Here is a 26,109-nt window from a genome sequence, read left to right as displayed (position 1 = left end):
GATGACTATCATCAAAAGTTACGCCGCGCACGAAGCTGGCGCAGAGCTTGAGCTCTATGAGTACGACGCAGGCGAACTGAAGCCTGAGGATGTGGAGGTTGAGGTTGAGTACTGCGGCATCTGCCACTCCGATCTCTCGATGATCGATAACGAATGGGGTATGTCGGCGTATCCGCTGATTGCAGGCCACGAAGTGATTGGCCGTGTGAGTGCGCTGGGCGGCAGCGCGCAGAATAAGGGCCTGAAAGTGGGCCAGCGCGTCGGTATCGGCTGGACGGCGTCAAGCTGCGAACATTGCGACGCCTGTATCAGCGGCAATCAGGTGAACTGCCAGCACGGCAGCGTGCCGACCATCCTGAACCGCGGCGGCTTCGCCGATAAAATTCGCGCGAACTGGCAGTGGGTGATCCCGATGCCGGAAGGCATCGACGCCGCGTCCGCCGGTCCGCTGCTGTGCGGCGGTATTACGGTATTCAAACCGCTGCTGAAGCATCACATTACCGCCACCAGCCGCGTCGGCGTGATCGGCATCGGCGGTCTCGGCCATATCGCCATCAAGCTGTTGCGCGCGATGGGCTGCGAAGTGACAGCGTTCAGCTCGAACCCGTCGAAAGAGCAAGAGATCCTGGCGATGGGCGCGGATAAAGTGGTGAACAGCCGCGATCCGCAAGCGCTTCAGGCGCTGGCCGGTCAGTTCGATCTGATTATCAACACGGTGAATGTGTCGCTCGACTGGATGCCGTATTTCCAGGCGCTGGCCTGGGGCGGGAATTTCCATACCGTCGGCGCGGTGATGAAGCCGTTCGAAGTGCCGGCGTTCTCGCTGATTGCGGGCGACCGTAGCGTATCCGGTTCCGCGACAGGCTCGCCGCACGAGCTGCGCTCGTTGATGAAGCTGGCGGCACGCGCCAAAGTGGCGCCGCAAACCGAAGAGTTCCCGATGTCGCGCATCAACGAGGCGCTGCAACATGTGCGCGACGGCAAAGCGCGCTATCGCGTGGTGCTGAAAGCGGATTTCTGATTGGTAAGCGTAAAAAGCAAAGGCGCCGCGGGGCGCCTTTTTTGATCGATTGAGATGGTGGGTGCGCTTCGCTTACCCACCCTACAAAACCCGGGCCTCACCGTAGGGCGAGTAAGCAACGCGCATCCGCCATCCCACCACTGCACGTTCTCCGTAGGGCGGGTAAGCAGCGCGCACCCGCCATTACTGCCGCCGCCAGCAACGCGCTTACTGCCTCAGCTCCACCACTTGCTGGATCACCTCGTGCACCGGCACCACGCCATAGAGCATCTCGTCCTGCGAGATCCAGACCGGAGCCACCAGCAGCAGCGCGGTGGCGATAACCATCGACAGCAACGCGCCGAGCAGCCAGCGACTGCGCAATCTTCCTTGCTGCTTACCCCACGCGGTGAGCGGCTTGCCGAACTGCTTGTTCAGCCAGCGGCTTCGCCACAGATACCCCATCAGCGTTCCTACCAGCGCGATGCATAGCATCGGGATGCCATGCACCATCGCGATACCCCTTAGCCCGGCTTCCACGTTCCACACGCCATTAATATGGCCGGGAGCGGTCAGGTAAATGCGCCCGGTATCAAAGTTCATCATTCCCTGCCGCTGCCAGGTCGTTACCACCGGCAGCAGCAGATAGATCATCAGCGCCGTAAATACACTCCACTTCGCCAGCGACCAGCGCTGCACCGCGCTGACAAGGCTGCCGAGGCTTTCGATCGCCTCGTTAAGATATGGCGTGGCGAAGGCGCGGTTGAGCGCTTCCCGTAGCGCGTCGCCCCGCTTGCCGCGGCTATGTTCGATAAGCATGGCCTGGTGCGCTTCCGATTCCATAAACGTCTGCACCGTTTTACGGCTGGCGGCCCCTACACGCGGGTTGCGCCGTTTGCCCGGCGTCGCCTGGCGCACCAGCATATCGAGATCGTTTTTCAGCAGCGCCTGCAATACGTGCCCGGCGTCGAGAATATGCGGCGTCACGCCGTAGAGGATCCAGCGGATGGGCTCCTCGCCTGCTTCCGGCAGCGGGCTCTCCATTCGGCCAAAGGGCACGTTCGCGTCATACATGACATGCACGTCGCGACGCGCGTAATCCACATCGTTGTACGTCAGCGCAACGGGGCCGTAACTGCCGAGCGACGGCACGCCCGCCTTGTATAACCCCTCGCGGATATACTCCGGCACGTCGGCCTGCGGGTAGACGAGCTGGTAGTCCGGCGTGGCGGTCGCTTTCAGCGACGTAATGTGTGAAATCATGCCTGTGCCGCTACACGGTGAGCACTGTTTTTTACCGGAGCCGCCGCAGCCGTTACAGGTCACCCTGCCGGCGTAACAGGTGGGGCAGCTCTCGTAGTAGTTTTCGGTGCGGTTTTGTTTAGTGTAATGATCGTAATAGCTGCGCTGGCGCATCACCTGACCGCTGCCGCCGCAGCCATAGCAGGAGGTTTTCCCGGAGCCGTGGCACTGGCCGCAGTTAACCGAGCCGCTGCCGTGACAGTTATTGCAGTTTTCCGTGAGGCAGACGCGCATCGGGTGCAAGTAGACTGCCTCTTCGCTCTTCCAGTCGCCGTAAGGCCGCGAGAGCAGCGACGCCCGCGCGTCATCCAGCGTTTTGTCGCGGGCGAGGATGGCGCTGGTCTGCGCCTGTAAAGCGCGTTCATACTCCGTGCGCGAGTGGCAGACATCGGTATTAAGGCCCGCGGAGACCCGCCCCGCCTGGGTTGCCGTGTCGGTGCGGACGTTAAAAATCAGCCGCAGGCTTATCTGGTAGTGGAAATCGATATAGTCGACAGGCACGACGCTAAGCTCGCCCGGCTCAAGGCGCGTGGAGTCGCGGACGAAGTTCTGGATGGTGGTATCGCAGGCGGCAAGCCAGGCGTCTTTCATGATGTCTCCTCAGGCGAAATGACCCGTCAAAATGCAGGCCGCCGTCAGAGTGGGCCGCTCATCGCTTTTTAAGGGGGAAGAGGCGGAATGGTAGCATAGCGAGGCGCAAGGCTATGCTCCTGATTCTGGTGGGGAAGTGGGTATTGAGGTGGTGGGTATTAATGTGGTGGGTGCGCTACGCTTACCCACCCTACGGGAAGTGGCGATGGGTTTTATGGTGGGTGCGCTACGCTTACCCATCCTACAAGACCCTGGGCTCACCGTAGGGCGGGTAAGCGAAGCGCACCCGCCTTAACGCCACGCCCCACACCCGCCTTACCAAAAACTCACCCGCCCTGGGTTATCGCCTTAAACACGCCTGCGACCGCCACTGCGCCCGGATCTTCCACCCCTTCGAGGTTATCGCTCCCGACGTAGGACGAACGTCCGGCCCTGGCCTGGCCCATCTGCGCGGTGGCCTTTGCGCCCTGCTCCGCGGCCTGAGCGGCGGCGGCAATCCCTTTGTCTCTTAGCGCTTCCAGCGCCGGTTGCAGGGCGTCGATCAGCGTCCGGTCGCCAGGGGCCGCGCCGCCGTAATGCTTCATCTGCGCAAGGCCCGCCAGCAGCGCGTCGGGCAACGCGGCGCCATCGGCCACCTTCTGCCCGGCGGCGGTAAAGAAAATCGACATCAGCACGCCGCTTGAACCGCCCATTACCGTCGCCAGCCGCTCGCCGATAAGCTGCAACAGCGCGGCGGCGTCGTTCAGCGGCAACTGGTTACTGGCAAGCTTCTGCGCGATATCCCGCGCGCCTTCGGCAAAGGTAGAGCCGGTATCGCCGTCGCCCACTTTCGCATCAAGCGCGTTGAGGTGCGCTTCCTGCGCGATAAGCGAGGCCGTGGCGCGATCCAGGAGCGTGCGCACGCGCGGGTTATCGGAAGGCGCGGCCTCAACGCTGTCGCGCACCAGCGGGAGCGACTGCGCGTGCGGTTCGCCAAACGCCACCGGCGACAGCCAGCCCACGGTCTCCACCGGCGCGTTCAGCGCCTGTATAAAGGCGTCATTCAGCGGCAGCAGAGAGAGCGAAAAACCTTTCATGTCGAGCGCGCTCACGAGCGGCGCGGGGCCGATAAGCCAGTCGATGCGGTCTTTCAGCGCCGAGCGCGACAGCTCGCGGGTCAGCAGCGCCATTTCCAGCGCGGACGTGCCGCCGAGGTTATTGATAAGCACCGCGAGACGCGCGTCGGCGGGCACCTGCGGCGTCAGGCGCTCCACCAGCGTCGCCACAATTTCCCGGCTGTTCTGGGTGCTGATGGTGCTGGCGCCGGGCTCGCCGTGAATGCCGAGCCCCAGCTCCGCCTCGCCCTGCTTAATGCGTCCGTCTTCGGCGCTGCCCGGCAGGCTACAGGTCTGTAGCGCCACGCCGAGGCTTTTCACCGCGTCGCTCGCCTGCTGCGCCAGCGCGCGCACGTCGCTTAACGATTTGCCCTGTTCGGCGGCGAAACCGGCGATTTTATGCACCAGCGCCGTGCCGGCGATGCCGCGCGGGTGTTTGTTATCCGGCAGCGCCACGTCGTCGGAAACAATCACCATCTCCACTTTCAGCCCGTGGCGTTTGGCTTTCTCCGCCGCCAGGCCGAAATTCAGTCGGTCGCCGGTGTAGTTTTTTACGATGAGCAGGCAGCCGCGGTCACCCGTCACCGCCACAATGGCGTTCAGCACGGCATCCACGCTCGGCGAGGCAAAGAGATCGCCGCAGACGGCGGCAGTGAGCATTCCCTTACCCACAAAGCCCGCGTGTGCGGGCTCATGGCCTGAGCCGCCGCCGGAGATCACCGCGACTTTGCTTTTATCCCAGTCGCGGCGGGCCACGATGCGGATAGCCGGGTCGATATCAAGGCGGGTGAGATTCTGGTGGCGGGCAGTGAGAAGAAGCCCGTCAACGGCGTCGTTGATAAGGCTTTTACGGTCGTCAAAAAAGAATCTGGACATGGTTTCCTGCGAATCAGTGAACGGTATGCAAAGCATAGCCGTTTCGCAGGCATGCGGCGGTCAGAGCCCGTATTCGCCGTAGCCGCGCCGCTTTTGCAGGCGATCCAGCCAGCGGCCAGCAAAGTGAACACCCACTAACACGGCCGCCAGAAAGGCGGTGTGCAGCCAGAAGGCGACGCGCCCGTCGAAGATAAAAAAGCTCAGGATAAAATACGGCAGCGTGGCGCAGGCTATCGCAAAGAGAAGGTGTTCGCCGAGCGAGAACAGGCGCAGCACCTCGTCGGCGTCTTTCTCCTGTGGGGAGCCTGCCGTCACCACGCCCACCGCCAGACTGCAGCGGTCTGTGTAGCGCGCGAGCAGCGCGAAAAGCAGCGCCAGCACGGCAAACACGCCGCCCTCGAAGGCCAGCCACGGCAGCGGATCGCGAAAATAAAAGTAAGCGCCCACTATCAAAATCAGGATGAGAGCTTCAGGCGCAAAGGCGAGATGGGCGAAGAAAAGGAGTAACAGCGAGGCGAGTCTTTTCATGGCTTCCCGGCAAACGTGAAAAGAGAGGAACCGCACTCCCCCGAGTGAGGGAGTGCGCAAGGCATCAGGCGCGTTTCATCAGCAGCCAGAGGCTTATCAGGAAGAAGCTGGCGCTCGGCAGCAGCGCGCCGATAATCGGCGGAATGCCGTACACCAGGCTCAGCGGCCCGAAGATTTGGTCCAGCACGTAGAAGATAAAGCCGAAGCTGATACCCGTCACGACGCGCACGCCCATCGGCACGCTGCGTAGCGGCCCGAAAATAAACGACAGCGCCATCAGCATCATTACCGCGACGGAAAGCGGCTGGAAGATTTTGCTCCACATATTGAGCTGATATCGGCTGGCGTCCTGGCCGCTCGCTTTCAGGTACGTGACGTAATTACGCAGGCCGCTTATCGACAGCGCGTCCGGATCCAGCGCCACGACGCCGAGCTTATCGGGCGTCAGGTTGGTTTTCCAGGTGCCGGTCAGCGTCTGGGAGCCGGTGATCTGCTGCGGGTTTTTGAGGTTCGACTCATCCACCTGCGACAGGCGCCACAGCTTATGTTCGGCGTCAAACTTCGCGCTGGCGGCGTAGCGAACCGACTCCAGACGACGCTTATCGTTAAAGGCGTAGATGCTGATGCCGCCGAGCTCGTTTTCACCCTTCACGCGCTCGATATAAACGAAGTTGCTGCCGTCTTTCGCCCACATCCCCTGCTGGGTCGAGAGCAGCGAACCGCCAAACATCTGCTGCGCGCGCAGGTTACGGGCCATCTGTTCGCCCTGCGGGGCCACCCATTCGCCGATAGCCATCGTGAAGATAACCAGCGGAATGGCGGTTTTCATCACGGAGGCGGCCACCTGCATACGGGTAAAGCCGGACGCCTGCATGACGACCAGCTCGCTGCGCTGCGCCAGCATCCCTAAGCCCAGGAGCGCGCCAAGCAGCGCGGCCATCGGGAAGAAGATCTGGATATCTTTCGGCACGCTCAGCAGCGTATACGTCCCCGCGCCAAGCGCGGTGTAGCTGCCTTCGCCGGTCTTTTTCAACTGATCGACGAATTTGATAATGCCCGACAGCGATACCAGCATGAACAGCGTCATCATTATGGTGTTGAAAATTGTTCTGCCGATGTACCGGTCGAGAACGCTAAATCCCAGCATCGATCACTCCCCGACGAGCAAAGCGGGCGCGAATGCGGCGCACCGGCACCGTGTCCCACAGGTTCAGCGCCACGGCGAGCGCCAGATAAAGCAGGTTAACGCTCCACATCCAGATCAGCGGATCAAGCTTGCCTTTCGCGCCGTTGGAACGCAGCGAGGTCTGGAGCAGGAAGAAGATAAGGTACAGCAGCATCGCGGGCAGCATTGAGAGCACGCGGCCCTGGCGCGGGTTCACCACCGAGAGCGGCACGACCATCAGCGCCATCACAATCACCGCGAACACCAGCGTCAGGCGCCAGTGGAGCTCGGCGCGCGCCGATTTGGAATCCGCCTGCCAGAGCGTTTGCATATCCATCTGCTCGGCGTCGTCCGGGTCCAGCGCCACGGCCTGATGGCCGATAATCGCCTGGTAATCTTTAAAGTCGGTGATGCGGAAATCGCGCAGCATCGCGGTGCCCTCAAAGCGGGTGCCCTGATTGAGCGTCACCACCTGCGAGCCATCCTTACGCTGCGAGAGTTCCCCGGAATCGGCGACCACCACGGAAGGACGCGCGTTGCCTTTCGGGCGCAGCTGCGCCAGGAAGACATCATTGAATTTGCTGCCGTTCACGCTTTCGATAAACAGCACCGCGTTACCGTTGGTCGCCTGCTGGAACTGGCCCTGCGCGAGCGCCGCCATGCCGGGGTTGGCTTTCGCCTCCGCGAGCACTTCGTCCTGATGACGCGACGACCACGGGCCGACCCACATCACATTCACCGCAGCGATAATGCCAGTCAGCAGCGCGAGCACCATCGCGGCTTTCACCAGCACCGCTTTACTCAGCCCGCAGGCGTGCATGACGGTGATTTCACTTTCGGTATAGAGCCTGCCAAGCGTCATCAATAGCGCGAGGAACAGGCTTAACGGCAGGATGAGCTGCGCCATTTCAGGCACGCCCAGGCCAAGGAGCGAGAGCACGAGGTTTGTCGGAATATCGCCGTCCACCGCCGCGCCAAGAATTCTCACCAGCTTCTGGCAGAAGAAGATCAGCAGCAGGATGAACAAAATCGCCAGTTGGCTTTTGAGCGTCTCCCGAACCAGATATCTTATGATTATCACATTAAATACGCCTGTGAATACGAGTCTTTTTGCAGGAAAATCGCTTGTTTCATGGCTTAAACGTCATTTATTCTCTTGAGTCGTCGAAAAGATCGCTAAGATTACTTATCTTAACGGCTTCGCGCTTCAAGCGTTGCCGACGAGCCGAAACCAAAACAACATTCGTTAAGATTAACACGAAGTCATCGCAACAGCGGAGCACGAGTTACGAAGTGGTTAATTCTATCTGTAGCCGCCGCCGTTGTCTTTAAGATTCAGGAGCGTAGTGCATGGAGTTCAGTGTAAAAAGCGGGAGCCCGGAAAAACAGCGCAGTGCCTGCATTGTCGTAGGCGTTTTTGAACCGCGCCGTCTCTCTCCCATCGCCGAACAACTCGATAAAATCAGCGACGGCTATATCAGCGCCCTGCTGCGTCGCGGTGAGCTGGAGGGCAAACCGGGCCAGACCTTGTTGCTTCATCACGTTCCGAATGTGTTGTCAGAACGTATCCTTCTGATCGGCTGCGGCAAAGAGCGCGAGCTGGATGAGCGTCAGTATAAGCAGGTCATTCAGAAAACCATCAATACTCTGAATGATACCGGGTCGATGGAAGCGGTCTGCTTCCTGACCGAGCTGCACGTCAAAGGCCGCAACACGTACTGGAAAGTGCGCCAGGCGGTGGAGACGGCGAAAGAGACGCTCTACAGCTTCGATCAACTGAAGACGAACAAGAGCGAGCCGCGCCGTCCGCTGCGCAAAATGGTGTTCAACGTGCCGACCCGCCGTGAACTCACCAGCGGCGAGCGCGCGATTCAGCACGGTCTGGCGATCGCTTCCGGCATTAAAGCCGCTAAAGATCTGGGCAATATGCCGCCGAACATCTGTAACGCCGCCTACCTCGCCTCCCAGGCGCGCCAGCTGGCGGATTCCTTCAGCAAAAACGTCGTCACCCGCGTGATTGGCGAGCAGCAGATGAAAGAGCTGGGGATGCATTCGTACCTCGCGGTCGGCGAAGGCTCGCAGAACGAATCCCTGATGTCGGTGATTGAATACAAAGGCAGCAGCGAGCCGGACGCCCGTCCGATTGTGCTGGTGGGCAAAGGGCTGACCTTTGACTCCGGCGGCATCTCGATTAAACCGTCCGAAGGGATGGACGAGATGAAATATGACATGTGCGGCGCGGCGGCGGTGTATGGCGTGATGCGCATGGTGGCTGAGCTGAACCTGCCTATCAACGTGACCGGCATCCTGGCGGGCTGCGAAAACATGCCTGGCGGCCGCGCGTATCGTCCGGGCGACGTGCTGACGACCATGTCCGGCCAGACCGTGGAAGTGCTGAACACCGACGCCGAAGGCCGTCTGGTGCTGTGCGATGTGCTGACGTATGTCGAGCGCTTCGATCCGGAAGTGGTCATCGACGTGGCGACGCTGACCGGCGCGTGCGTGATTGCGCTTGGCCATCACATTACCGGCCTGATGTCGAACCACAATCCGCTGGCGCATGAGCTTATCGGCGCGTCCGAGCAGGCGGGCGACCGCGCCTGGCGTCTGCCGTTGGCGGACGAGTTCCAGGAACAGCTGGAGTCGAATTTCGCGGATATGGCGAATATCGGCGGTCGTCCTGGCGGCGCGATTACCGCCGGATGTTTCCTGTCGCGCTTTACGCGGAAATATAACTGGGCGCACCTGGATATCGCCGGGACCGCCTGGCGCTCCGGCAAGGCGAAGGGCGCCACCGGCCGCCCGGTCGCGCTGCTGTCGCAGTTCCTGCTGAACCGCGCCGGGTTCAACGGCGAAGAGTAAGGCGCTGACAGACGGTGGGTGCGCTTCGCTTACCCACCCTACAAAAACCGTCATATACGCTGGCGATAAGGTAAACGGTGGGTGCGCTTTGCTTACCCACCCTACAACAAACCACCATTCCGCTAAAAATACTCGCTCGCCCCCGAATCAGGGTGAAGACAGGCAGCCAACAACGAGGCAACGTGAAACACCACGGGTATCGCTTATGAAGAACGCAACGTTTTACCTGCTGGACAACGACGACGCGGTGGACGGCCTGAACGCCGTCGAACAACTGGTGTGCGACGTTGCCGCAGCGCGCTGGCGCGCAGGGAAACGCATCCTGATTGCCTGCGTCGACGAAGCCCAGGCCACCCGCATCGACGAAGCGCTCTGGAAGCGCGACCCGGACAGCTTCGTGCCGCACAATCTCGCGGGCGAAGGGCCGCGCGGCGGCGCGCCGGTGGAAATAGCCTGGCCGCAAAAACGCGGCAGCAGCCCGCGGGAGCTCCTGATAAGCCTGCTGCCGGAATTCGCAGCTTTTGCCACTGCTTTCTATGAAGTGGTAGACTTCGTACCTTACGACGAATCCCAGAAACAACTGGCGCGCGAACGCTACAAAGCCTATCGCGCCGCCGGTTTCCACTTGACCACGGCCACCTTCACGGCGCCCGGAACGACACAGTAGAAATGGAAAAGACATATAACCCCCAAGATATCGAACAGCCGCTTTACGAGCACTGGGAGCAGCAGGGCTATTTCAAACCCAACGGCGACGAGAGCCAGGAAAGCTTCTGCATCATGATCCCGCCGCCGAACGTCACCGGCAGTTTGCATATGGGTCACGCCTTCCAGCAAACCATCATGGACACCATGATCCGCTACCAGCGTATGCAGGGTAAAAACACCCTGTGGCAGGTCGGCACCGACCACGCCGGTATCGCGACCCAGATGGTCGTCGAGCGTAAAATCGCCGCTGAAGAAGGTAAAACCCGTCACGACTACGGCCGCGACGCCTTCATCGAGAAAATCTGGGAGTGGAAAGCGGAATCCGGCGGCACCATTACGCGCCAGATGCGTCGTCTGGGTAACTCGGTGGACTGGGAGCGCGAGCGCTTCACCATGGATGAAGGCCTCTCCAACGCGGTGAAAGAGGTGTTCGTCCGTCTTTATAAAGAAGATCTGATCTATCGCGGCAAGCGTCTCGTAAACTGGGACCCGAAACTGCGTACCGCTATCTCTGACCTGGAAGTGGAAAACCGCGAGTCGAAAGGCTCGATGTGGCATATCCGCTATCCGCTGGCGGACGGCGCGAAAACCGCCGACGGCAAAGATTACCTGGTGGTCGCCACCACCCGCCCGGAAACCCTGCTGGGCGATACCGGCGTTGCCGTAAACCCGGAAGATCCTCGTTATAAAGATCTGATCGGCAAGTATGTCGTGCTGCCGCTGGTTAACCGCCGCATCCCGATCGTCGGCGACGAACACGCCGATATGGAAAAAGGCACTGGCTGCGTGAAAATCACCCCGGCGCACGACTTCAACGACTATGAAGTCGGTCGTCGTCACGCCCTGCCGATGATCAATATTCTGACCTTTGACGGCGATATCCGTGAAAGCGCGGAAGTGTACGATACCAAAGGCAACGAATCTGACGTTTACTCAAACGAGATCCCGGCGCAGTTCCAGAAAATGGAGCGCTTCGCCGCGCGTAAAGCGATCGTGGCGGCCGTGGATGAACTCGGCCTGCTCGAAGAGATCAAACCGCACGATCTGACCGTGCCTTACGGCGACCGCGGCGGCGTGGTTATCGAACCGATGCTGACCGACCAGTGGTACGTGCGTGCCGACGTGCTGGCGAAACCGGCGGTGGAAGCGGTAGAAAACGGCGATATTCAGTTTGTGCCGAAGCAGTACGAAAACATGTACTTCTCCTGGATGCGCGATATTCAGGACTGGTGTATCTCCCGTCAGCTCTGGTGGGGCCACCGTATCCCGGCCTGGTACGATGCCGAAGGCAACGTCTATGTAGGCCGCAGCGAAGAGGAAGTGCGTCAGGAAAATAACCTGTCCGCGGACATCGCGCTGCGCCAGGACGACGACGTGCTGGATACCTGGTTCTCCTCCGCGCTCTGGACGTTCTCCACCCTCGGCTGGCCGGAAAACACCGACGCGCTGCGTCAGTTCCACCCGACCAGCGTGATGGTCTCCGGCTTCGATATTATCTTCTTCTGGATTGCCCGCATGATCATGATGACCATGCACTTCATCAAAGATGAAAACGGCAAGCCGCAGGTGCCGTTTAAAACCGTCTATATGACCGGTCTTATCCGCGACGATGAAGGCCAGAAGATGTCCAAATCCAAGGGCAACGTGATTGACCCGCTGGATATGGTCGACGGCATCACGCTGGAAGAATTGCTGGAGAAACGTACCGGCAACATGATGCAGCCGCAGCTGGCGGAGAAAATCCGCAAGCGCACCGAGAAGCAGTTCCCGGAAGGCATCGAGCCGCACGGCACCGACGCCCTGCGCTTTACGCTGGCGGCGCTGGCCTCCACCGGTCGCGATATCAACTGGGACATGAAGCGTCTCGAAGGCTACCGCAACTTCTGCAACAAGCTGTGGAACGCCAGCCGTTTCGTGCTGATGAACACCGAAGAGCAGGATTGCGGCTTCAACGGCGGCGAGAAAGTGCTGTCGCTGGCCGATCGCTGGATCCTGGCGGAATTCAACCAGACCGTGAAAGCGTACCGTGAAGCGCTGGATAACTTCCGCTTCGATATCGCGGCGGGCATTCTGTATGAATTCACCTGGAACCAGTTCTGCGACTGGTATCTGGAGCTGACCAAGCCGGTCATGAACGGCGGCTCGGAAGCTGAACTGCGCGGCACCCGCAACACGCTGGTGACCGTGCTGGAAGGTCTGCTGCGTCTCGCGCATCCGATCATTCCGTTTATCACGGAAACCATCTGGCAGCGCGTGAAAGTGATTGCCGGTATCGACGCCGACACCATTATGCTCCAGCCTTTCCCGGCGTTTGACGCCTCCCGCGTGGACGACGCGGCGCTGGCGGATACCGAGTGGCTGAAGCAGGCGATCATCGCCGTGCGTAATATTCGCGCCGAGATGAACATCGCGCCGGGCAAACCGCTGGCGCTGCTGCTGCGCGGTTGCAGCCAGGACGCGCAGCGTCGTGTTAACGACAACCGCGGCTTCCTGCAGACGCTGGCGCGCCTTGAAAGCATTACCGTGCTGCCTGCCGATGACAAAGGCCCGGTTTCCGTGACCAAAATCATCGACGGCGCCGAGCTGCTGATCCCGATGGCGGGGCTGATTGATAAAGACGCCGAGCTGGCGCGTCTGGCGAAAGAAGTCGCCAAAATCGAAGGCGAAATCGGCCGCATCGAAAGCAAACTCGGCAACGAAGGTTTTGTGGCGCGCGCGCCGGAAGCCGTTATCGCGAAAGAGCGCGAAAAACTGGCGGGCTATCACGAGGCGAAAGCCAAACTGATAGAACAACAGGGCGTCATTAGCGCGCTGTAAGTCAGTTGAGTAACAAGCCGGGGCGACCCGGCTTTTTTTATGTCTGTATTTCGTAAAAAAACGGCGCTCATCTGAGCGCCGTTATGCTTTTAGCGGGCCGTAGCCCTGAGCTTATTTTCAGAGTGCGAAAGGCAGAATGGAGAAACCACGGCCCAGCACGCTTGCCGGATCGTTACGCGGCTGTTCGTCGTGATCGACCAGCGCCAGGTTATCCAGTTCGCCGTCAACATGGGTGTTTTCCAGCAGGTAGCGCGTCAGGCGCACTTTCGCCCACGGCCACGCCAGACCAAAGGTGATACCGCAGACCATGAAATTGCTCAGAATGATCCAGACAAAAGAACCGACGCTCGCCGTGGAGCGGAACGTAATCCCGCCTTCCAGCGACATCTGCTGATAAGCGTAGTTACGCACTTTAACGAACGCGAAGCTAAAGCAGACCAGGATGCCGATCATATAAATGAAATACGGCAGTAAAACGCTCATGATCAGCGATATCAAAAAACTAAGCATTTCTTCCTGGCTATTCATACCATATACACTGTAATGCATTATCTGAGTCATCAATGGCGCCAGCATAATCAATGCTACCGTGATAAATGGCACAAACAGCAGCATCGCCTTGAGATAAATAAAGGTGCAGGTTTTTACGTTCAGGTTGATGGCGAAACGGTGTTTACCGTACTGCAGGTTATTGACCAGCAGGCCGTACCACTGCGCGGCGTAAATGCCCTGCATCAGCGCAGTTCCACCGAGGCCTACCAGAACCGACAGCACGATACCGACAACAATACCGGTCATACTCTGGCTGGAGCCTGCAATCGTAAAGACCAGCCCCATCACGACCGCCACCAGAATCGCAATCAGCAGCGGGCAGCCGAGCATCACCCACCAGGCGCGCAGCGGGCTGGCTTTAAAGCTAAAACGCAGGCCGTTAAGCTTCGTCATCAGCAGCTGATAGCGCAGGCCCTGCATAATAAGGAACGGCGCAAAAGCGATAAACAGCAGCACCATGCAGAGGGTCAAAAAGGTATTATCATTAACGACGTTAACGACAAATACCACGTAGAGAAGCGCGAGGCAGATCCAGCCGACAAAAATCGCGCCGCCTTTAGCGTCGTAAGAAAAACGGGCGCCTGCCAGTTCGGTATTTTCATAAAAATAACGGCGCGCGCGCACCATCGCCCAGGGTAAAAACAGCCCGGCGGTGAACACCGTTAACAGTATGTTGACCAGCCAGACGGGGAAATAACCGCCGCCGCTGCCCTGAAACGAGAATGCGTGTGTCTTATTCCCTGCCAGGAATTTATTATCGTCCGACATAACAATCCTTATTCTGTAAAAAAGAAAAAAGCGCCGTTATAACCGTTAATATCTTAGGGTTAATCCAGTGCGTACTTTAGTGTAATAAAGGCCCGGAAAGAATAATAGCAGCCAATATTCCTGGGCTTGCGTCACTCTTCCTGTAGTGGTATTAAGCACAACACTATGTTGAACAGATGACATCAGAGCAAATGATGAATGTTGAGGCGCCGGTAGACATTATTATGCGCCGGATGACGGCGGCGGATAACGCGGCGGTCGCCCGGGTGATCCGCCAGGTTTCCGCAGAATGCGGGCTGACCGCGGATAAAGGCTACACCGTCGCAGATCCCAATCTCGACGTGCTTTATACGCAATACAGCAAGCCAGGCCACGCGTACTGGGTGATTGAATTAGACGGCGAAGTGGTGGGCGGCGGCGGAATTGCGCCGCTGGTCTGTAGCGAAACGGACATCTGCGAACTGCAAAAAATGTATTTTCTGCCCGTCGCGCGCGGCAGAGGGCTTGCGAAAAAGCTGGCGTTACAGGCGATGGATTTCGCCCGCTCGCAAGGCTATCGCCGCTGCTATCTCGAAACCACCGCCTTTTTAAAAGAGGCGATCGCGCTGTATGAACGCTTAGGCTTCACGCATATTTCGGAACCGCTCGGCTGCACCGGGCATGTGGATTGCGAAGTGCGAATGTTAAAAACGCTCTGAGCGCGTGAAACCGCGAAATAAAAAAGCCGGGCTGACCCGGCTTTTTTATTATTGCTGCATGGAGATACGGATAACCGGCCCGGCTTTTTCCGGCGGCAGCGCCAGCACGTTATGCCAGAGATCCTGCACCATATTGCAGACCTGTTTTTCCTGACCGACGCCTTTTTGCGGATCGGTAAAGACCTCAATCGTGTCGCCATATTTCGCCGCCAGCGACTGACCAATCGGCGCCAGCGTCTCTTCCGCCATTTTCTGCTCCTGCGGCGTCACCTTATGCGCGTTCTGGCCGTAGCTTGTTGACAGCAGCTTCATTTCGACATCCATACGCTTCGCGATAACGTCTTTCGACAGCATCTGAACCGGGTTCACGCCGCCTTTGACCTGCGGCATCAGGAAGCGGAAACAGGCGTCGTCGCTGTGCTGCTGCATTTCGCGGGTCTGTTCCATATTAACGCGCATATACGCGATAACGTCTTCATCCGGCGCGAACTGAATGCGCTGCATCTCAAGCTCAGCCATATTCGCCTGCATCGTGTCGATAATATCCTGCTGCGTTTTGCCCTGCTTCGCCATTTCCAGCGCCTGTCCACGCATGCGCGCGTAGAACGCCGGATCTTTCTCTTTGAGAAGCTTATAGAGCGGCATACTGTTAAACGCCTCGTCAAAGCCCTGCTCCGGCGACGTGTTCGCGCTTCTCAGCCACGCGATATCGGCGATATTCCACAGCACAATGCCGACGACAAAAATCGCGACGGCCGCGAGTTTGTTGACCTTGCCTTTCTTATAAAGCGCAGACGCCACTACGGCAAGCACGATGCCCACCAGCGCGGAGAGTATGACGTGATTCCAGTTCATCCTTTATCCCTTTGGTATTGATAGTTTTTATTGCGCCCGACGACTCAGGCGCGCGCCGGTACGCCGCTGTGAAAGCGGAATTCTGCGTCAGGCTGATTAATCAGCCGCGCTTCCGCCTCGCCCAGCGCCTGCACCCGCGGCGCGATGTCATCCGGCGAAATCTGCTGCGCCAGCGCGAGATAATCCTGATAGTGACGCGCTTCCGAGCGCAGCAGCGACAGGTAAAACTTCTGCAAGTCATCATCCAGATACGGCGCCAGCGCCGCGAAACGCTCGCACGAGCGGGCTTCGATATACGCCCCGCAAATCAGCTTATCGACCAGCGTCGCAGGCTCATACGTGCGCATTTCGCGTCGCATCCCGCGCGCATAGCGGCTGGCGGTAATTTTGACATACGGGATGTTACGCGCCTGCATCACTTCGCGCACCTGCCAGAAGTGGTGTAATTCTTCTTTGATGAGCAGCACCATACTGTCGATGAGCGCCTGGCCCCACGGATCGTCGGTGTGCGGCATCACGCTCTTACCGATGCGCTTATGCAGCGCCAGGAAATCGGGCTCCGGCCCTTCGCGATAGGTGAAATCTTCATAGGGCTGTAGCCAGCCGAGCAGCTCGTCAGAGCCGCTTTTATCGGCGACATAGCGGCGAATGAGCAGCATCGCGGTTTGCGCGGCTTTTAATTCGCAGATCATATGGTCAGTCAGCAGCAGCGGTAAGTTTTCCGGCGCTCTGGCTTCATCTATCCAGGCTTGCGGGGTGGCGCAGTGAAGGAAATTTTTAACGGGGAGAAGGAGTGCGTCGTAATTCATGCGGGGTTCCTGAAATGCGGCAGCGTCGCGCTGCCGCAAACTGCGACTTAGTGACGAACGCCGTCGTCGTCTTCATCCATGCCGTCGTCGTCTTCGTCTTCTTCGCCGTCCGGGTCTTCAAAGTAAGTGCCCCAGCCGTCATATTCGACGTTAAACTTCTCCGCCATGTTCATCAGCTGTTCGACCTGGGCGTCGATAAGCTCGGCGTTCAGCGCGCACTCGCTCAGCGCGTCGCAGCAGATGACGGTTTCGCCGCCCTCTTCCAGCTCCAGCTCTTCCGGGTCCGTCACTTCATAGCCAAGCTTGAACACTTCCACCGCCAGTTTCTCCAGCGTGTCGAAATCGTCTGCCGAGAAATGGTGTTCGATGGTGTACAGCGCGTCAGGATCGCTGCCATCTTCAAGCAGCTCTTCAATAATCAGACGCGTCTCTTCGCGCTGCTCTTCCAGTAATTCCGGGTTTGCCATGGCTCGTTCCTCAGTGTGTGGCAGATACCTTCTATTTTCACACACCCGCGGGAATGCCTCCACCTTTCACCGCAAAGTTTTAACATCGGGGGTTGCAAATGAATATTCATACATATATGTTGAATATTAATTCAATAAGTGGCGTCAGCCAGTGAGGGATATTATGTCTGCGTTGTACCAGAAATCGTTTTTAAAACTGCTCGATTTTACGCCTGCCCAAATCCGCCTGCTGCTGGAGCTTTCCGCAACGCTTAAAAGCGATAAGAAAAACGGCGTTGAAGTTCAAAAGCTTGCCGGAAAAAATATTGCGCTCATCTTCGAAAAAGACTCAACCCGCACGCGATGCTCTTTCGAAGTTGCCGCATATGATCAGGGCGCGCGCGTCACGTATCTCGGCCCGAGCGGCAGTCAGATTGGGCATAAAGAGTCAATTAAAGACACCGCCCGCGTGCTGGGCCGCATGTATGACGGCATTCAGTATCGCGGGTTTGGCCAGGAGATCGTCGAAACGCTGGCGCAGTACGCGGGCGTGCCGGTGTGGAACGGTCTGACCGATGAGTTTCACCCGACGCAACTTCTGGCGGATCTGCTGACCATGCAGGAGCATTTGCCGGGCAAAGCGTTTAATGAGATGACGCTGGTGTACGCGGGCGATGCGCGCAATAACATGGGCAATTCGATGCTGGAAGCCGCCGCGCTGATGGGGCTGGATTTGCGTCTGGTCGCGCCAGAGAGCTGCTGGCCCGCCGCAGAGCTGGTGACCGAGTGCCAGGCGCTGGCGAAAGAGACCGGCGGGCGGATCACCCTCACCGAGGATATCGCCGCGGGCGTGAAGGGCGCGGATTTCATCTATACCGATGTCTGGGTGTCGATGGGCGAAGCCAAAGAGAAATGGGCGGAGCGTATCGCGCTGCTGCGGTCATATCAGGTTAACAGCCAGATGCTGGCGCTGACCGGCAACCCGAACGTGAAATTCCTGCACTGTCTGCCGGCGTTTCATGACGATCAGACCACGCTCGGCAAGCAGATGGCGCAGGAGTATGGCCTGAAAGGCGGCATGGAAGTGACCGACGAGGTGTTTGAGTCGTCCCACAGTATCGTGTTCGATCAGGCCGAAAACCGGATGCATACAATCAAAGCGGTGATGGTGGCGACGCTGTCTGAGTAAGCTCGCGGGGCAGGCGGCTTGCCGGAAGGTGGGTGCGCTTCGCTTACCCACTCTACAGAACAACGCTTATCGTAGGGCGGGTAAGCATCGCGCACCCGCCTTGCCGATAACTGAATGGTGGGTGCGCTGCGCTTACCCACCCTACAGAACAATGCTCACCGTAGGGCGGGTAAGCATCGCGCACCCGCCTTGCTGATAATTGCATAATGGGTGCGCGGCACTTACCTACCCCACAACCCACTCACGCCATCAACATCTTCACAACTGCTTTGCGCACCGGGGCCGGGTCGCCCACCGCGCACAGCGGCTTATGCACTTCGCCTGGCCAGAAAATCACGAAATCGCCCTCTTCCAGCACCACGATTTTCTCCTGCGCGCCTTCAGGCAGGAACGCGATATCTTTATCCGCCAGCCAGTCGGTATCGGGCGCGCCCGGCGGTAACGTGCTGAAGGTCATCCCTTCGCGGCCCGCCAGCACAATCTGAATATCCAGATAACGCGCGTGATACTCGGCGCGGCGATCCGCCAGCGGCTCGGTCATATCCTCCGAGAGCAGGAAAAACAGGCGATTACCGTCCAGATCATACTTGCCCGGCGCGGTCTGTGCCGTCACCTGCTGCTTTACCTGCTCGATCGCTTCGCGGAACGGCGCGGGCAGCCATTCGCCCAACGCGTGAATATTACCGATAATCATGCCCTCTCCTTATATAAAACAGCGTTTCATTTTATTGTGTTATACGAGTAATCGCGTCGGCGCGCCACTGATTTATGGGCAAAACCTGTTTTAGCGCATGGTTATCGCGCCAGCCGTTACCGGCTTGTTAATAGTCGCCAGGCGTTTATGCAGCTTTTATGCATAACCCTGGCGAATACCATTTCCAGCGCCGCTGTATCACGCTGTTTTATCAACCTTTATCGGAAAAAAGACGGGGTTATCACGTTTTACTGACTTCGAAAACAGGCAGGTCGGCGTCATAGTTATTTGCTTTATTTCCAGCAAACAAAAATAATTGCGCACCATATCTGCATAACCATATTATAAATAAAATAAATCTTCTTATTTTCAATAAGTTATATCACTGACCATTTGTTGTCCTAAAACAGATTTTTAACAACACTGCATAAGCGCCGTATATTCTGCGTAGTGATTCATATCACCCGATAAATTAATTAAACTTTCCATGAAATACATCATTATTATGGCGGAATAATGAAATTACCGCGTCGCCCGTGATATTCATCACATAATCAAATTCGCGCTCCATTACTATTTATTTCGAATTCAATCTGCACGGTAACTCGTTATGCGAATATCTTTCGCATAATGCCGCCGTTTTTATTCTGAAAATTAGCGAAGGAATAAATATGGAAAAGCATTACGTGGGATCGGAAATAGGTCAGTTACGCAGCGTTATGTTGCACCGCCCTAATTTAAGCCTGAAAAGACTGACGCCGTCGAACTGTCAGGAATTACTGTTTGACGATGTATTATCGGTCGAACGCGCGGGCGAAGAGCACGATATTTTCGCCCGAACTCTGCGTGACCAGGGTGTGGATGTATTATTGCTGACGGATCTCCTGACCCGCACGCTGGATATCCCGCAGGCGAAAGACTGGCTGCTGGAGACGCAGGTCTCCGAATACCGTCTTGGGCCCTCTTTTGCCGCGGATGTTCGCGGCTGGCTTGCCGACCTGCCGCACCGGGAGCTGGCGCGGCGCTTAAGCGGGGGGCTGACCTTCAGCGAAATCCCGGCCTCGATTCATAATATGGTGGTCGATACGCACGGCGCCAACGATTTTATTATGGAGCCGCTGCCCAACCATTTATTTACGCGTGACACCTCCTGCTGGATATATAACGGCGTGTCGATTAACCCAATGGCGAAACCGGCCCGCCAGCGCGAAACCAATAATCTGCGTGCGATTTATCGCTGGCACCCGGCCTTCGCCGATGGCGAATTTATTAAATATTTCGGCGACCAGAATATTAATTACGACCACGCCACGCTGGAAGGCGGCGATGTATTAGTCATTGGCCGCGGCGCGGTATTAATCGGCATGTCTGAGCGCACCACGCCGCAGGGGGTGGAATTCCTCGCGAGCGCCCTGTTTAAACACCAGCAGGCGACGCGCGTTATCGCCGTGGAATTGCCGAAACACCGCTCCTGTATGCACCTCGATACCGTGATGACGCATATCGATATCGACACCTTCTCCGTCTACCCCGAAGTGGTGCGCCCGGATGTGAAGTGCTGGACCTTAACGCCGGACGGGCGCGGCGGCATCGCGCGTACCGAAGAGAAAACGCTGGTATACGCCCTGGAGCAGGCGCTCGGCATCGATCAGATACGGCTCATCACCACCGGCGGCGATGCCTTTGAGGCCGAGCGCGAGCAGTGGAACGACGCCAACAACGTGCTGACCGTGCGCCCCGGCGTGGTGATCGGTTATGAGCGCAACACCTGGACCAACGAAAAATATGACAAGGCCGGCATCACCGTGCTGCCGATTCCTGGCGACGAGCTGGGCCGCGGACGCGGCGGCGCGCGCTGCATGAGCTGCCCGCTGGAACGCGACGGCATTTAAGGAGAACACCATGGAGAAGAAACCCACGCTGGTGGTGGCGCTTGGCGGCAACGCGCTGCTGAAACGCGGCGAACCGCTGGAGGCCGACATTCAGCGTCACAACGTCGAACTGGCGGCCCACACCATCGCTCAGCTCACCCGCCAGTGGCGCGTGGTGCTGGTGCACGGCAACGGCCCGCAGGTCGGGCTGCTGGCGCTGCAAAACAGCGCTTACCAGAACGTGACGCCTTACCCGCTCGACATCCTGGGCGCCGAAAGCCAGGGAATGATCGGCTACCTGCTGCAACAGTCGCTGAAAAATCAGCTGCCGGATCGCGAAGTCAGCGTGCTGCTGACGCAGGTGGCGGTGGATGACAACGATCCGGCGTTTAAGAACCCGACCAAATATATCGGCCCGGTGTATGACAAAACCCAGGCGGACCAGCTCGCCGCGGAGAAAGGCTGGACGATGAAAGCCGACGGGCCTTACTTCCGCCGCGTGGTGCCCTCGCCCCGGCCGCAGCGGATTGTCGAGAGCGACGCCATCCAGGCGCTTATCGAGCGCGACCACCTGGTGATTTGCAACGGCGGCGGCGGCGTGCCGGTGGTGGACAAAGCCGACGGCTACCACGGCATCGAGGCGGTTATCGATAAAGATCTCTCGGCCGCGCTGCTGGCGCGCCAGTTACACGCCGACGCGCTGCTGATTTTAACCGACGCCGACGCGGTGTACGCCGACTGGGGCAAGCCGACCCAGCGTCCGCTCACGCAGGTAACACCTTCCCAGCTGGCGGAGCTGCACTTCGACGCAGGCTCGATGGGGCCGAAAGTGGCCGCGTGCTGCGCCTTCGTCGAACAGTGCGGCGGCATCGCGGGCATCGGCGCGCTGGGCGACGGTCTCGCCATTCTCGCAGGCGACAAAGGCACGCTGATTCGCCAGTAAGTTTTCTCACCGCTTTCACGCAACAAGGATTTCACCATGACTATCAACCTGAAAAACCGCAACTTCCTGAAACTGCTCGACTACACCCCAGCCGAGATCCAGTACCTCATCGATCTCGCCATGCAGCTGAAGGCCGATAAAAAAGCCGGGCGCGAGAAGAAAACGCTGGTGGGTAAAAACATCGCGCTGATTTTCGAAAAAACCTCCACCCGCACCCGCTGCGCGTTTGAAGTTGGCGCGTTCGATCAGGGCGCGCAGGTGACGTATATCGGGCCGAGCGGCTCGCAGATTGGCCATAAGGAGTCGATGAAAGATACCGCCCGCGTACTGGGGCGCATGTATGACGGCATCGAATATCGCGGCTACGGCCAGGCGATCGTCGAGGAGCTGGGCGAATTCGCGGGCGTGCCGGTGTGGAATGGGCTCACCAACGAATTTCACCCGACGCAAATTCTGGCTGACCTGATGACTATGCTGGAGCATTCGCCAGGCAAAACGCTCCCGCAGATCCGCTTTGCGTATCTTGGCGACGCGCGCAACAACATGGGCAATTCGCTGATGGTGGGTGCGGCAAAAATGGGCATGGAGATCCGCCTGGTGGCGCCGAAAGCCTTCTGGCCGGAAGAGGTGTTAGTCGAACGGTGCCGCGCCATCGCCGCGGAAACCGGCGCGCGCATCATCCTCACCGAGCATGTCGATGAAGGCGTGGACGGCGTCGATTTCCTCTACACCGACGTCTGGGTGTCGATGGGCGAGCCGAAAGAGGCCTGGGCCGAGCGCGTCGCGCTGATGAAACCCTATCAGGTCAACCAGGCGGTGGTGAAAGCGACCGGCAATCCGAACGTCAAATTCATGCACTGCCTGCCCGCGTTTCATAACGAGCACACCACCGTCGGGCGCGACATCGAAGCCGCTTACGGCCTGAAGGGGCTGGAAGTGACGGATGACGTGTTCGAATCCCCCTGCTCCATTGTGTTTGATGAGGCGGAGAACCGTATGCACACCATCAAAGCCGTGATGGTGGCGACGCTCGGCGAATAACCTTTGCGGGCGCGCCGCCGGTGCGCCCGCCGCTTCGGAGATACCCTCATGCACAGGTTCAAATTTCCTTCCGCTTACACCATTTTGTTTGTGCTTATCGCGCTGGTCGCGGCGCTCACCTGGGTCGTGCCTGCCGGGAAATACCAGATGGCGATGAACGACACGCTCGGCAAAGAGGTGCCGGTCGCCGGTACGTACGCGCCCGTCGAGGCCCATCCGCAGGGCATCACCGCCATTCTGCTGGCCCCGGTGGATGGCCTTTATAACCATGTGACCTACACCGCTGGCGCCATCGACGTGGCGCTGTTTGTGCTGATCATCGGCGGCTTTCTGGGCGTGGTGAATAAAACCGGCGCCATTGACGCCGGTATCGAGCGCGTCACCGAGCGGCTGCACGGCAAAGAAGAGTGGATGATCCCGATACTGATGGCGCTGTTCGCCGCAGGCGGCACCATCTACGGCATGGCGGAAGAGTCGCTGCCGTTTTATACGCTGCTGGTGCCGGTGATGATGGCCGCGCGCTTCGACCCGCTGGTCGCCGCCGCCACGGTGCTGCTCGGCGCGGGCATCGGCACGCTCGGCTCCACCATTAACCCCTTCGCGACGGTGATTGCCGCCAACGCCGCCGGTATTCCGTTCACCAGCGGCATCTGGCTGCGCGTGGCGCTGCTGGTGATTGGCTGGATTATCTGCGTGTTGTGGGTGATGCGTTACGCCCGCCGCGTGCGTCAGGATCCGTCGCGTTCTGTGGTGGCGGATCAGTGGGAAGCTAACCGCGCGCACTTTCTCGGCAGCCGCTCCGGCGAGATGCTCCCCTTCACCGCCACGCGCAAAATCATTCTGGTGATTTTCGCCGCCTCGTTTGCGGTGATGATTTACGGCGTGGCGGTGCGCGGCTGGTGGATGGGCGAGATTTCCGGCGTGTTTCTCGCCGCGGCCATTATCACCGGGGTGGTGGCGCGCATGAGCGAAGAAGCCTTCACCAGCACCTTTATCGACGGCGCGCGGGATCTGCTCGGCGTGGCGCTGATCATCGGCATCGCGCGCGGCATTGTGGTGGTGATGGATAACGGCATGATCACCCACACCATTTTGCACAGCGCGGAAAACCTGGTTTCCGGGCTCTCCACCACGGTATTTATTAACGTGACGTACTGGATTGAAGTGGTGCTCTCGTTTCTGGTGCCGTCCTCCTCCGGCCTTGCGGTACTGACCATGCCGATTATGGCGCCGCTCGCTGATTTCGCCCACGTAGGCCGCGACCTGGTGGTCACCGCCTATCAGTCCGCCTCCGGCATCGTGAATCTGATTACGCCCACTTCGGCGGTGGTGATGGGCGGTCTCGCTATCGCCCGCGTGCCTTATGTGCGTTATCTGAAATGGGTCGCGCCGCTCATATTGATTCTGACGGTGCTGAACATGGCCGCGCTCAGCCTCGGCGCGCTGTTTTAGCCATACATGGCGTTGCGGCGCTGTCAACCAGGGGCGTCGCGCCGCATGAAACGCCTCCCACTTCTGAAAAAGCCCGTGCATCGTCAGGTGATTGTGGTTCCCCTGAACACGGGCCGGGAAAACAATATCGTTTTTCTTCAACTTTCATCAACGTAAGGAGTGGCTGTCCATGAAGGATTACGGTGATTATTCCGGAAAAGAGCAGGAGCAGATGGCGATGTGCCAGCGGCTCATCAGCAATAAAACCTATTGCTCCCAGGAGGAGATCCGGCGCGATATGCAGCGCCAGGGGTTTGACAATATCAGCCAGTCCTCCGTTTCACGCCTGCTGAAACTGCTCGGCGTGATTAAAATCCGCAACGCCAAAGGCCAAAAAATTTATTCCCTGAACCCACTGTTGCAACCCGCGCCGGACGCGGCGCGCTCTATCTCGGAAATGGTGGTGAGCGTTGAACATAACAGCGAATTTATCCTTGTCCATACGGTGGCGGGCTATGGCCGGGCGGTGGCGAAAGTGCTGGATTATCACGCCCTGCCGGAGATCTTAGGCGTGGTGGCCGGTAGCAGTATCGTCTGGATAGCGCCACGCGATGTGAAGCGCACCGCGCTGGTGCACAAACGCATTAATTATTTACTTAAAACGCATTAATATTCACTGCAATCGATTCCTGATGGCAAAGTGTGCATTTCCTGCTTGTCAGCTAAACGCACATGCGTATAATGCCGGGCAATTTGCCGGAGGGAAGCATGGTCCAGTGTGTTCGACAATTTGTCTTACCGCGTCGTCAGAAAGCTGACGGCCAGGCCGTTGCTCTTTCCGTTCCTGAATTGCTGTTAAAAGCCCCTCAATGAGGGGCTTTTTTTTGTCCAGCGTTTGTCCGCCGGCCTAAAGAGGAGACAGAAATGGCTAATCCGCTTTATCAAAAACATATTATTTCCATCAACGATCTCAGCCGCGCCGAGCTTGAGCTGGTGCTGGAGACGGCGGCGAAGCTGAAAGCGAACCCGCAGCCGGAGCTGCTGAAGCACAAAGTGATCGCCAGCTGCTTCTTTGAAGCTTCGACCCGCACCCGCCTGTCGTTTGAAACCTCCATGCACCGGCTGGGCGCGGCGGTGGTCGGCTTCTCCGACAGCAGCAACACCTCGCTTGGCAAAAAAGGCGAAACGCTGGCGGACACCATTTCAGTCATCAGCACCTATGTGGACGCCATCGTAATGCGCCACCCGCAGGAGGGCGCGGCGCGTCTGGCGACCGAATTTTCCGGCGGCGTGCCGGTGCTGAATGCGGGCGACGGCGCCAACCAGCACCCGACGCAAACGCTGCTGGATCTCTTTACCATCCAGGAGACGCAGGGGCGTCTTGAGAACCTCACCATCGCGATGGTGGGCGACCTGAAATATGGCCGCACCGTGCATTCGCTGGCGCAGGCGCTGGCGAAGTTCAACGGCAACCGCTTCTGCTTTATCGCCCCGGACGCGCTGGCGATGCCGCAATACATTCTCGATATGCTTGATGAGAAAGGCATCCCGTGGAGCCTGCACAGCGCCATCGAGGATGTGGTGCAGGAAGTGGATATTCTCTACATGACCCGCGTGCAGAAAGAGCGTCTCGACCCGTCGGAATACGCCAACGTGAAGGCCCAGTTTGTGCTGCGCGCCGCCGATCTCCAGGGCGCGCGCGACAATATGAAAGTGCTGCACCCGCTGCCGCGCATCGATGAGATCACAACCGACGTGGATAAAACGCCCCACGCCTGGTATTTCCAGCAGGCGGGCAACGGTATTTTCGCCCGTCAGGCGTTGCTGGCGCTGGTACTGAATCGCGATTTAGCTCTGTAAGGAGAAGCC

General features: G+C 58.6%; 22 protein-coding genes. 12 read left to right on the top strand and 10 right to left on the bottom strand.

What is annotated here, in order from left to right; genetic code table 11:
• Position 1 precedes the first annotated feature (1 nt).
• The gene (gene ahr / locus AFK65_RS02625) at positions 2-1,021 is read left to right on the top strand and encodes an NADPH-dependent aldehyde reductase Ahr (RefSeq protein WP_007705310.1); all 1,020 of its coding nucleotides are present in this window, start codon (positions 2-4) and stop codon (positions 1,019-1,021) included.
• 207 nt (positions 1,022-1,228) lie between these two features.
• Here the strand turns inward: ahr and AFK65_RS02620 are convergent, their stop codons facing one another.
• The 5 genes from AFK65_RS02620 to lptF form a co-directional block, all read right to left on the bottom strand.
• Positions 1,229-2,893, bottom strand: a complete 1,665-nt coding sequence (locus AFK65_RS02620; protein ID WP_007705309.1) for a DnaJ-like cysteine-rich domain-containing protein — start codon at positions 2,891-2,893, stop codon at positions 1,229-1,231.
• Positions 2,894-3,219: 326 nt separating this feature from the next.
• Positions 3,220-4,863: a dihydroxyacetone kinase subunit DhaK gene (locus AFK65_RS02615; RefSeq protein WP_007705308.1), complete on the bottom strand. Its 1,644-nt coding sequence runs from the start codon at positions 4,861-4,863 to the stop codon at positions 3,220-3,222.
• A gap of 60 nt (positions 4,864-4,923) precedes the next feature.
• Positions 4,924-5,391, bottom strand: coding sequence for a hypothetical protein (locus AFK65_RS02610; protein ID WP_007705305.1), 468 nt, complete (start codon positions 5,389-5,391; stop codon positions 4,924-4,926).
• A 64-nt stretch (positions 5,392-5,455) separates the two neighbouring features.
• The gene (gene lptG, locus AFK65_RS02605; RefSeq protein ID WP_038858145.1) at positions 5,456-6,538 is read right to left on the bottom strand and encodes an LPS export ABC transporter permease LptG; all 1,083 of its coding nucleotides are present in this window, start codon (positions 6,536-6,538) and stop codon (positions 5,456-5,458) included.
• On the bottom strand, positions 6,525-7,637 hold the full coding sequence (gene lptF / locus AFK65_RS02600) for an LPS export ABC transporter permease LptF (RefSeq protein WP_038858147.1): 1,113 nt from the start codon (positions 7,635-7,637) through the stop codon (positions 6,525-6,527). Before lptF ends, lptG begins: the two co-directional genes overlap by 14 nt.
• A 269-nt stretch (positions 7,638-7,906) precedes the next feature.
• Here lptF and pepA point away from each other — a divergent pair, with 269 nt between their 5' ends.
• The 3 genes from pepA to AFK65_RS02585 all read left to right on the top strand — a co-directional run bounded on the left by pepA (position 7,907) and on the right by AFK65_RS02585 (position 12,943).
• On the top strand, positions 7,907-9,418 hold the full coding sequence (gene pepA, locus AFK65_RS02595; RefSeq protein ID WP_007705294.1) for a leucyl aminopeptidase: 1,512 nt from the start codon (positions 7,907-7,909) through the stop codon (positions 9,416-9,418).
• 205 nt (positions 9,419-9,623) lie between these two features.
• Entirely contained in the window at positions 9,624-10,085 is a 462-nt protein-coding gene (locus AFK65_RS02590) for a DNA polymerase III subunit chi (protein WP_038858148.1), read from the top strand.
• 2 nt (positions 10,086-10,087) lie between these two features.
• Entirely contained in the window at positions 10,088-12,943 is a 2,856-nt protein-coding gene (locus AFK65_RS02585; RefSeq protein WP_038858150.1) for a valine--tRNA ligase, read from the top strand.
• Positions 12,944-13,060: 117 nt separating this feature from the next.
• On the opposite strand, the gene AFK65_RS02580 is transcribed toward AFK65_RS02585, so the two are convergent.
• Positions 13,061-14,263 (bottom strand): YjgN family protein, encoded by a 1,203-nt coding sequence (locus tag AFK65_RS02580; RefSeq protein WP_038858151.1) that lies wholly within the window; start codon positions 14,261-14,263, stop codon positions 13,061-13,063.
• Positions 14,264-14,454: 191 nt separating this feature from the next.
• Between AFK65_RS02580 and AFK65_RS02575 the strand changes: the two genes are divergently transcribed.
• Positions 14,455-14,961 carry a GNAT family N-acetyltransferase gene (locus AFK65_RS02575; protein ID WP_085959942.1) on the top strand — a complete coding sequence of 169 codons (507 nt, stop codon included), beginning with the start codon at positions 14,455-14,457 and terminating at the stop codon, positions 14,959-14,961.
• Positions 14,962-15,009: 48 nt separating this feature from the next.
• Here AFK65_RS02575 and AFK65_RS02570 read toward each other — a convergent pair whose 3' ends face one another.
• From AFK65_RS02570 to rraB, 3 genes are read right to left on the bottom strand one after another with little or no spacing between them, the layout of a single operon-like run.
• A complete protein-coding gene (locus AFK65_RS02570; protein ID WP_007705274.1) occupies positions 15,010-15,816 on the bottom strand; it encodes a hypothetical protein in 807 nt (268 codons plus the stop codon).
• 44 nt (positions 15,817-15,860) lie between these two features.
• Positions 15,861-16,625: a tRNA isopentenyl-2-thiomethyl-A-37 hydroxylase MiaE gene (miaE, locus tag AFK65_RS02565; protein ID WP_038858153.1), complete on the bottom strand. Its 765-nt coding sequence runs from the start codon at positions 16,623-16,625 to the stop codon at positions 15,861-15,863.
• A gap of 47 nt (positions 16,626-16,672) precedes the next feature.
• The gene (gene rraB / locus AFK65_RS02560; protein ID WP_007705270.1) at positions 16,673-17,092 is read right to left on the bottom strand and encodes a ribonuclease E inhibitor RraB; all 420 of its coding nucleotides are present in this window, start codon (positions 17,090-17,092) and stop codon (positions 16,673-16,675) included.
• Between the two features lie 163 nt (positions 17,093-17,255).
• On the opposite strand from rraB, the gene argF (AFK65_RS02555) reads away from it, so the two are divergent.
• Positions 17,256-18,260 (top strand): ornithine carbamoyltransferase, encoded by a 1,005-nt coding sequence (gene argF, locus AFK65_RS02555; RefSeq protein WP_007705267.1) that lies wholly within the window; start codon positions 17,256-17,258, stop codon positions 18,258-18,260.
• 241 nt (positions 18,261-18,501) lie between these two features.
• Here argF (AFK65_RS02555) and AFK65_RS02550 read toward each other — a convergent pair whose 3' ends face one another.
• Entirely contained in the window at positions 18,502-18,954 is a 453-nt protein-coding gene (locus AFK65_RS02550; RefSeq protein WP_038858155.1) for a YhcH/YjgK/YiaL family protein, read from the bottom strand.
• A 671-nt stretch (positions 18,955-19,625) separates the two neighbouring features.
• Between AFK65_RS02550 and arcA the strand changes: the two genes are divergently transcribed.
• The 6 genes from arcA to pyrB all read left to right on the top strand — a co-directional run bounded on the left by arcA (position 19,626) and on the right by pyrB (position 26,100).
• Complete coding sequence (gene arcA / locus AFK65_RS02545; protein ID WP_038858157.1) at positions 19,626-20,846, top strand: arginine deiminase; 1,221 nt, start codon at positions 19,626-19,628, stop codon at positions 20,844-20,846.
• A 10-nt stretch (positions 20,847-20,856) separates the two neighbouring features.
• Complete coding sequence (gene arcC, locus AFK65_RS02540) at positions 20,857-21,768, top strand: carbamate kinase (protein WP_038858159.1); 912 nt, start codon at positions 20,857-20,859, stop codon at positions 21,766-21,768.
• 36 nt (positions 21,769-21,804) lie between these two features.
• The gene (argF, locus tag AFK65_RS02535) at positions 21,805-22,809 is read left to right on the top strand and encodes an ornithine carbamoyltransferase (protein ID WP_007705247.1); all 1,005 of its coding nucleotides are present in this window, start codon (positions 21,805-21,807) and stop codon (positions 22,807-22,809) included.
• 48 nt (positions 22,810-22,857) lie between these two features.
• Positions 22,858-24,261: a YfcC family protein gene (locus AFK65_RS02530; RefSeq protein ID WP_007705245.1), complete on the top strand. Its 1,404-nt coding sequence runs from the start codon at positions 22,858-22,860 to the stop codon at positions 24,259-24,261.
• 169 nt (positions 24,262-24,430) lie between these two features.
• Positions 24,431-24,910, top strand: a complete 480-nt coding sequence (locus AFK65_RS02525) for an arginine repressor (protein ID WP_007705244.1) — start codon at positions 24,431-24,433, stop codon at positions 24,908-24,910.
• 254 nt (positions 24,911-25,164) lie between these two features.
• On the top strand, positions 25,165-26,100 hold the full coding sequence (pyrB, locus tag AFK65_RS02520; RefSeq protein ID WP_038858161.1) for an aspartate carbamoyltransferase: 936 nt from the start codon (positions 25,165-25,167) through the stop codon (positions 26,098-26,100).
• Positions 26,101-26,109 lie beyond the last annotated feature (9 nt).

This window comes from Cronobacter universalis NCTC 9529 (genome assembly GCF_001277175.1).
GTDB lineage: Bacteria > Pseudomonadota > Gammaproteobacteria > Enterobacterales > Enterobacteriaceae > Cronobacter > Cronobacter universalis.
Note: the sequence above shows the minus strand (reverse complement) of the source record. Positions and strands in the feature narration are given on the sequence as shown.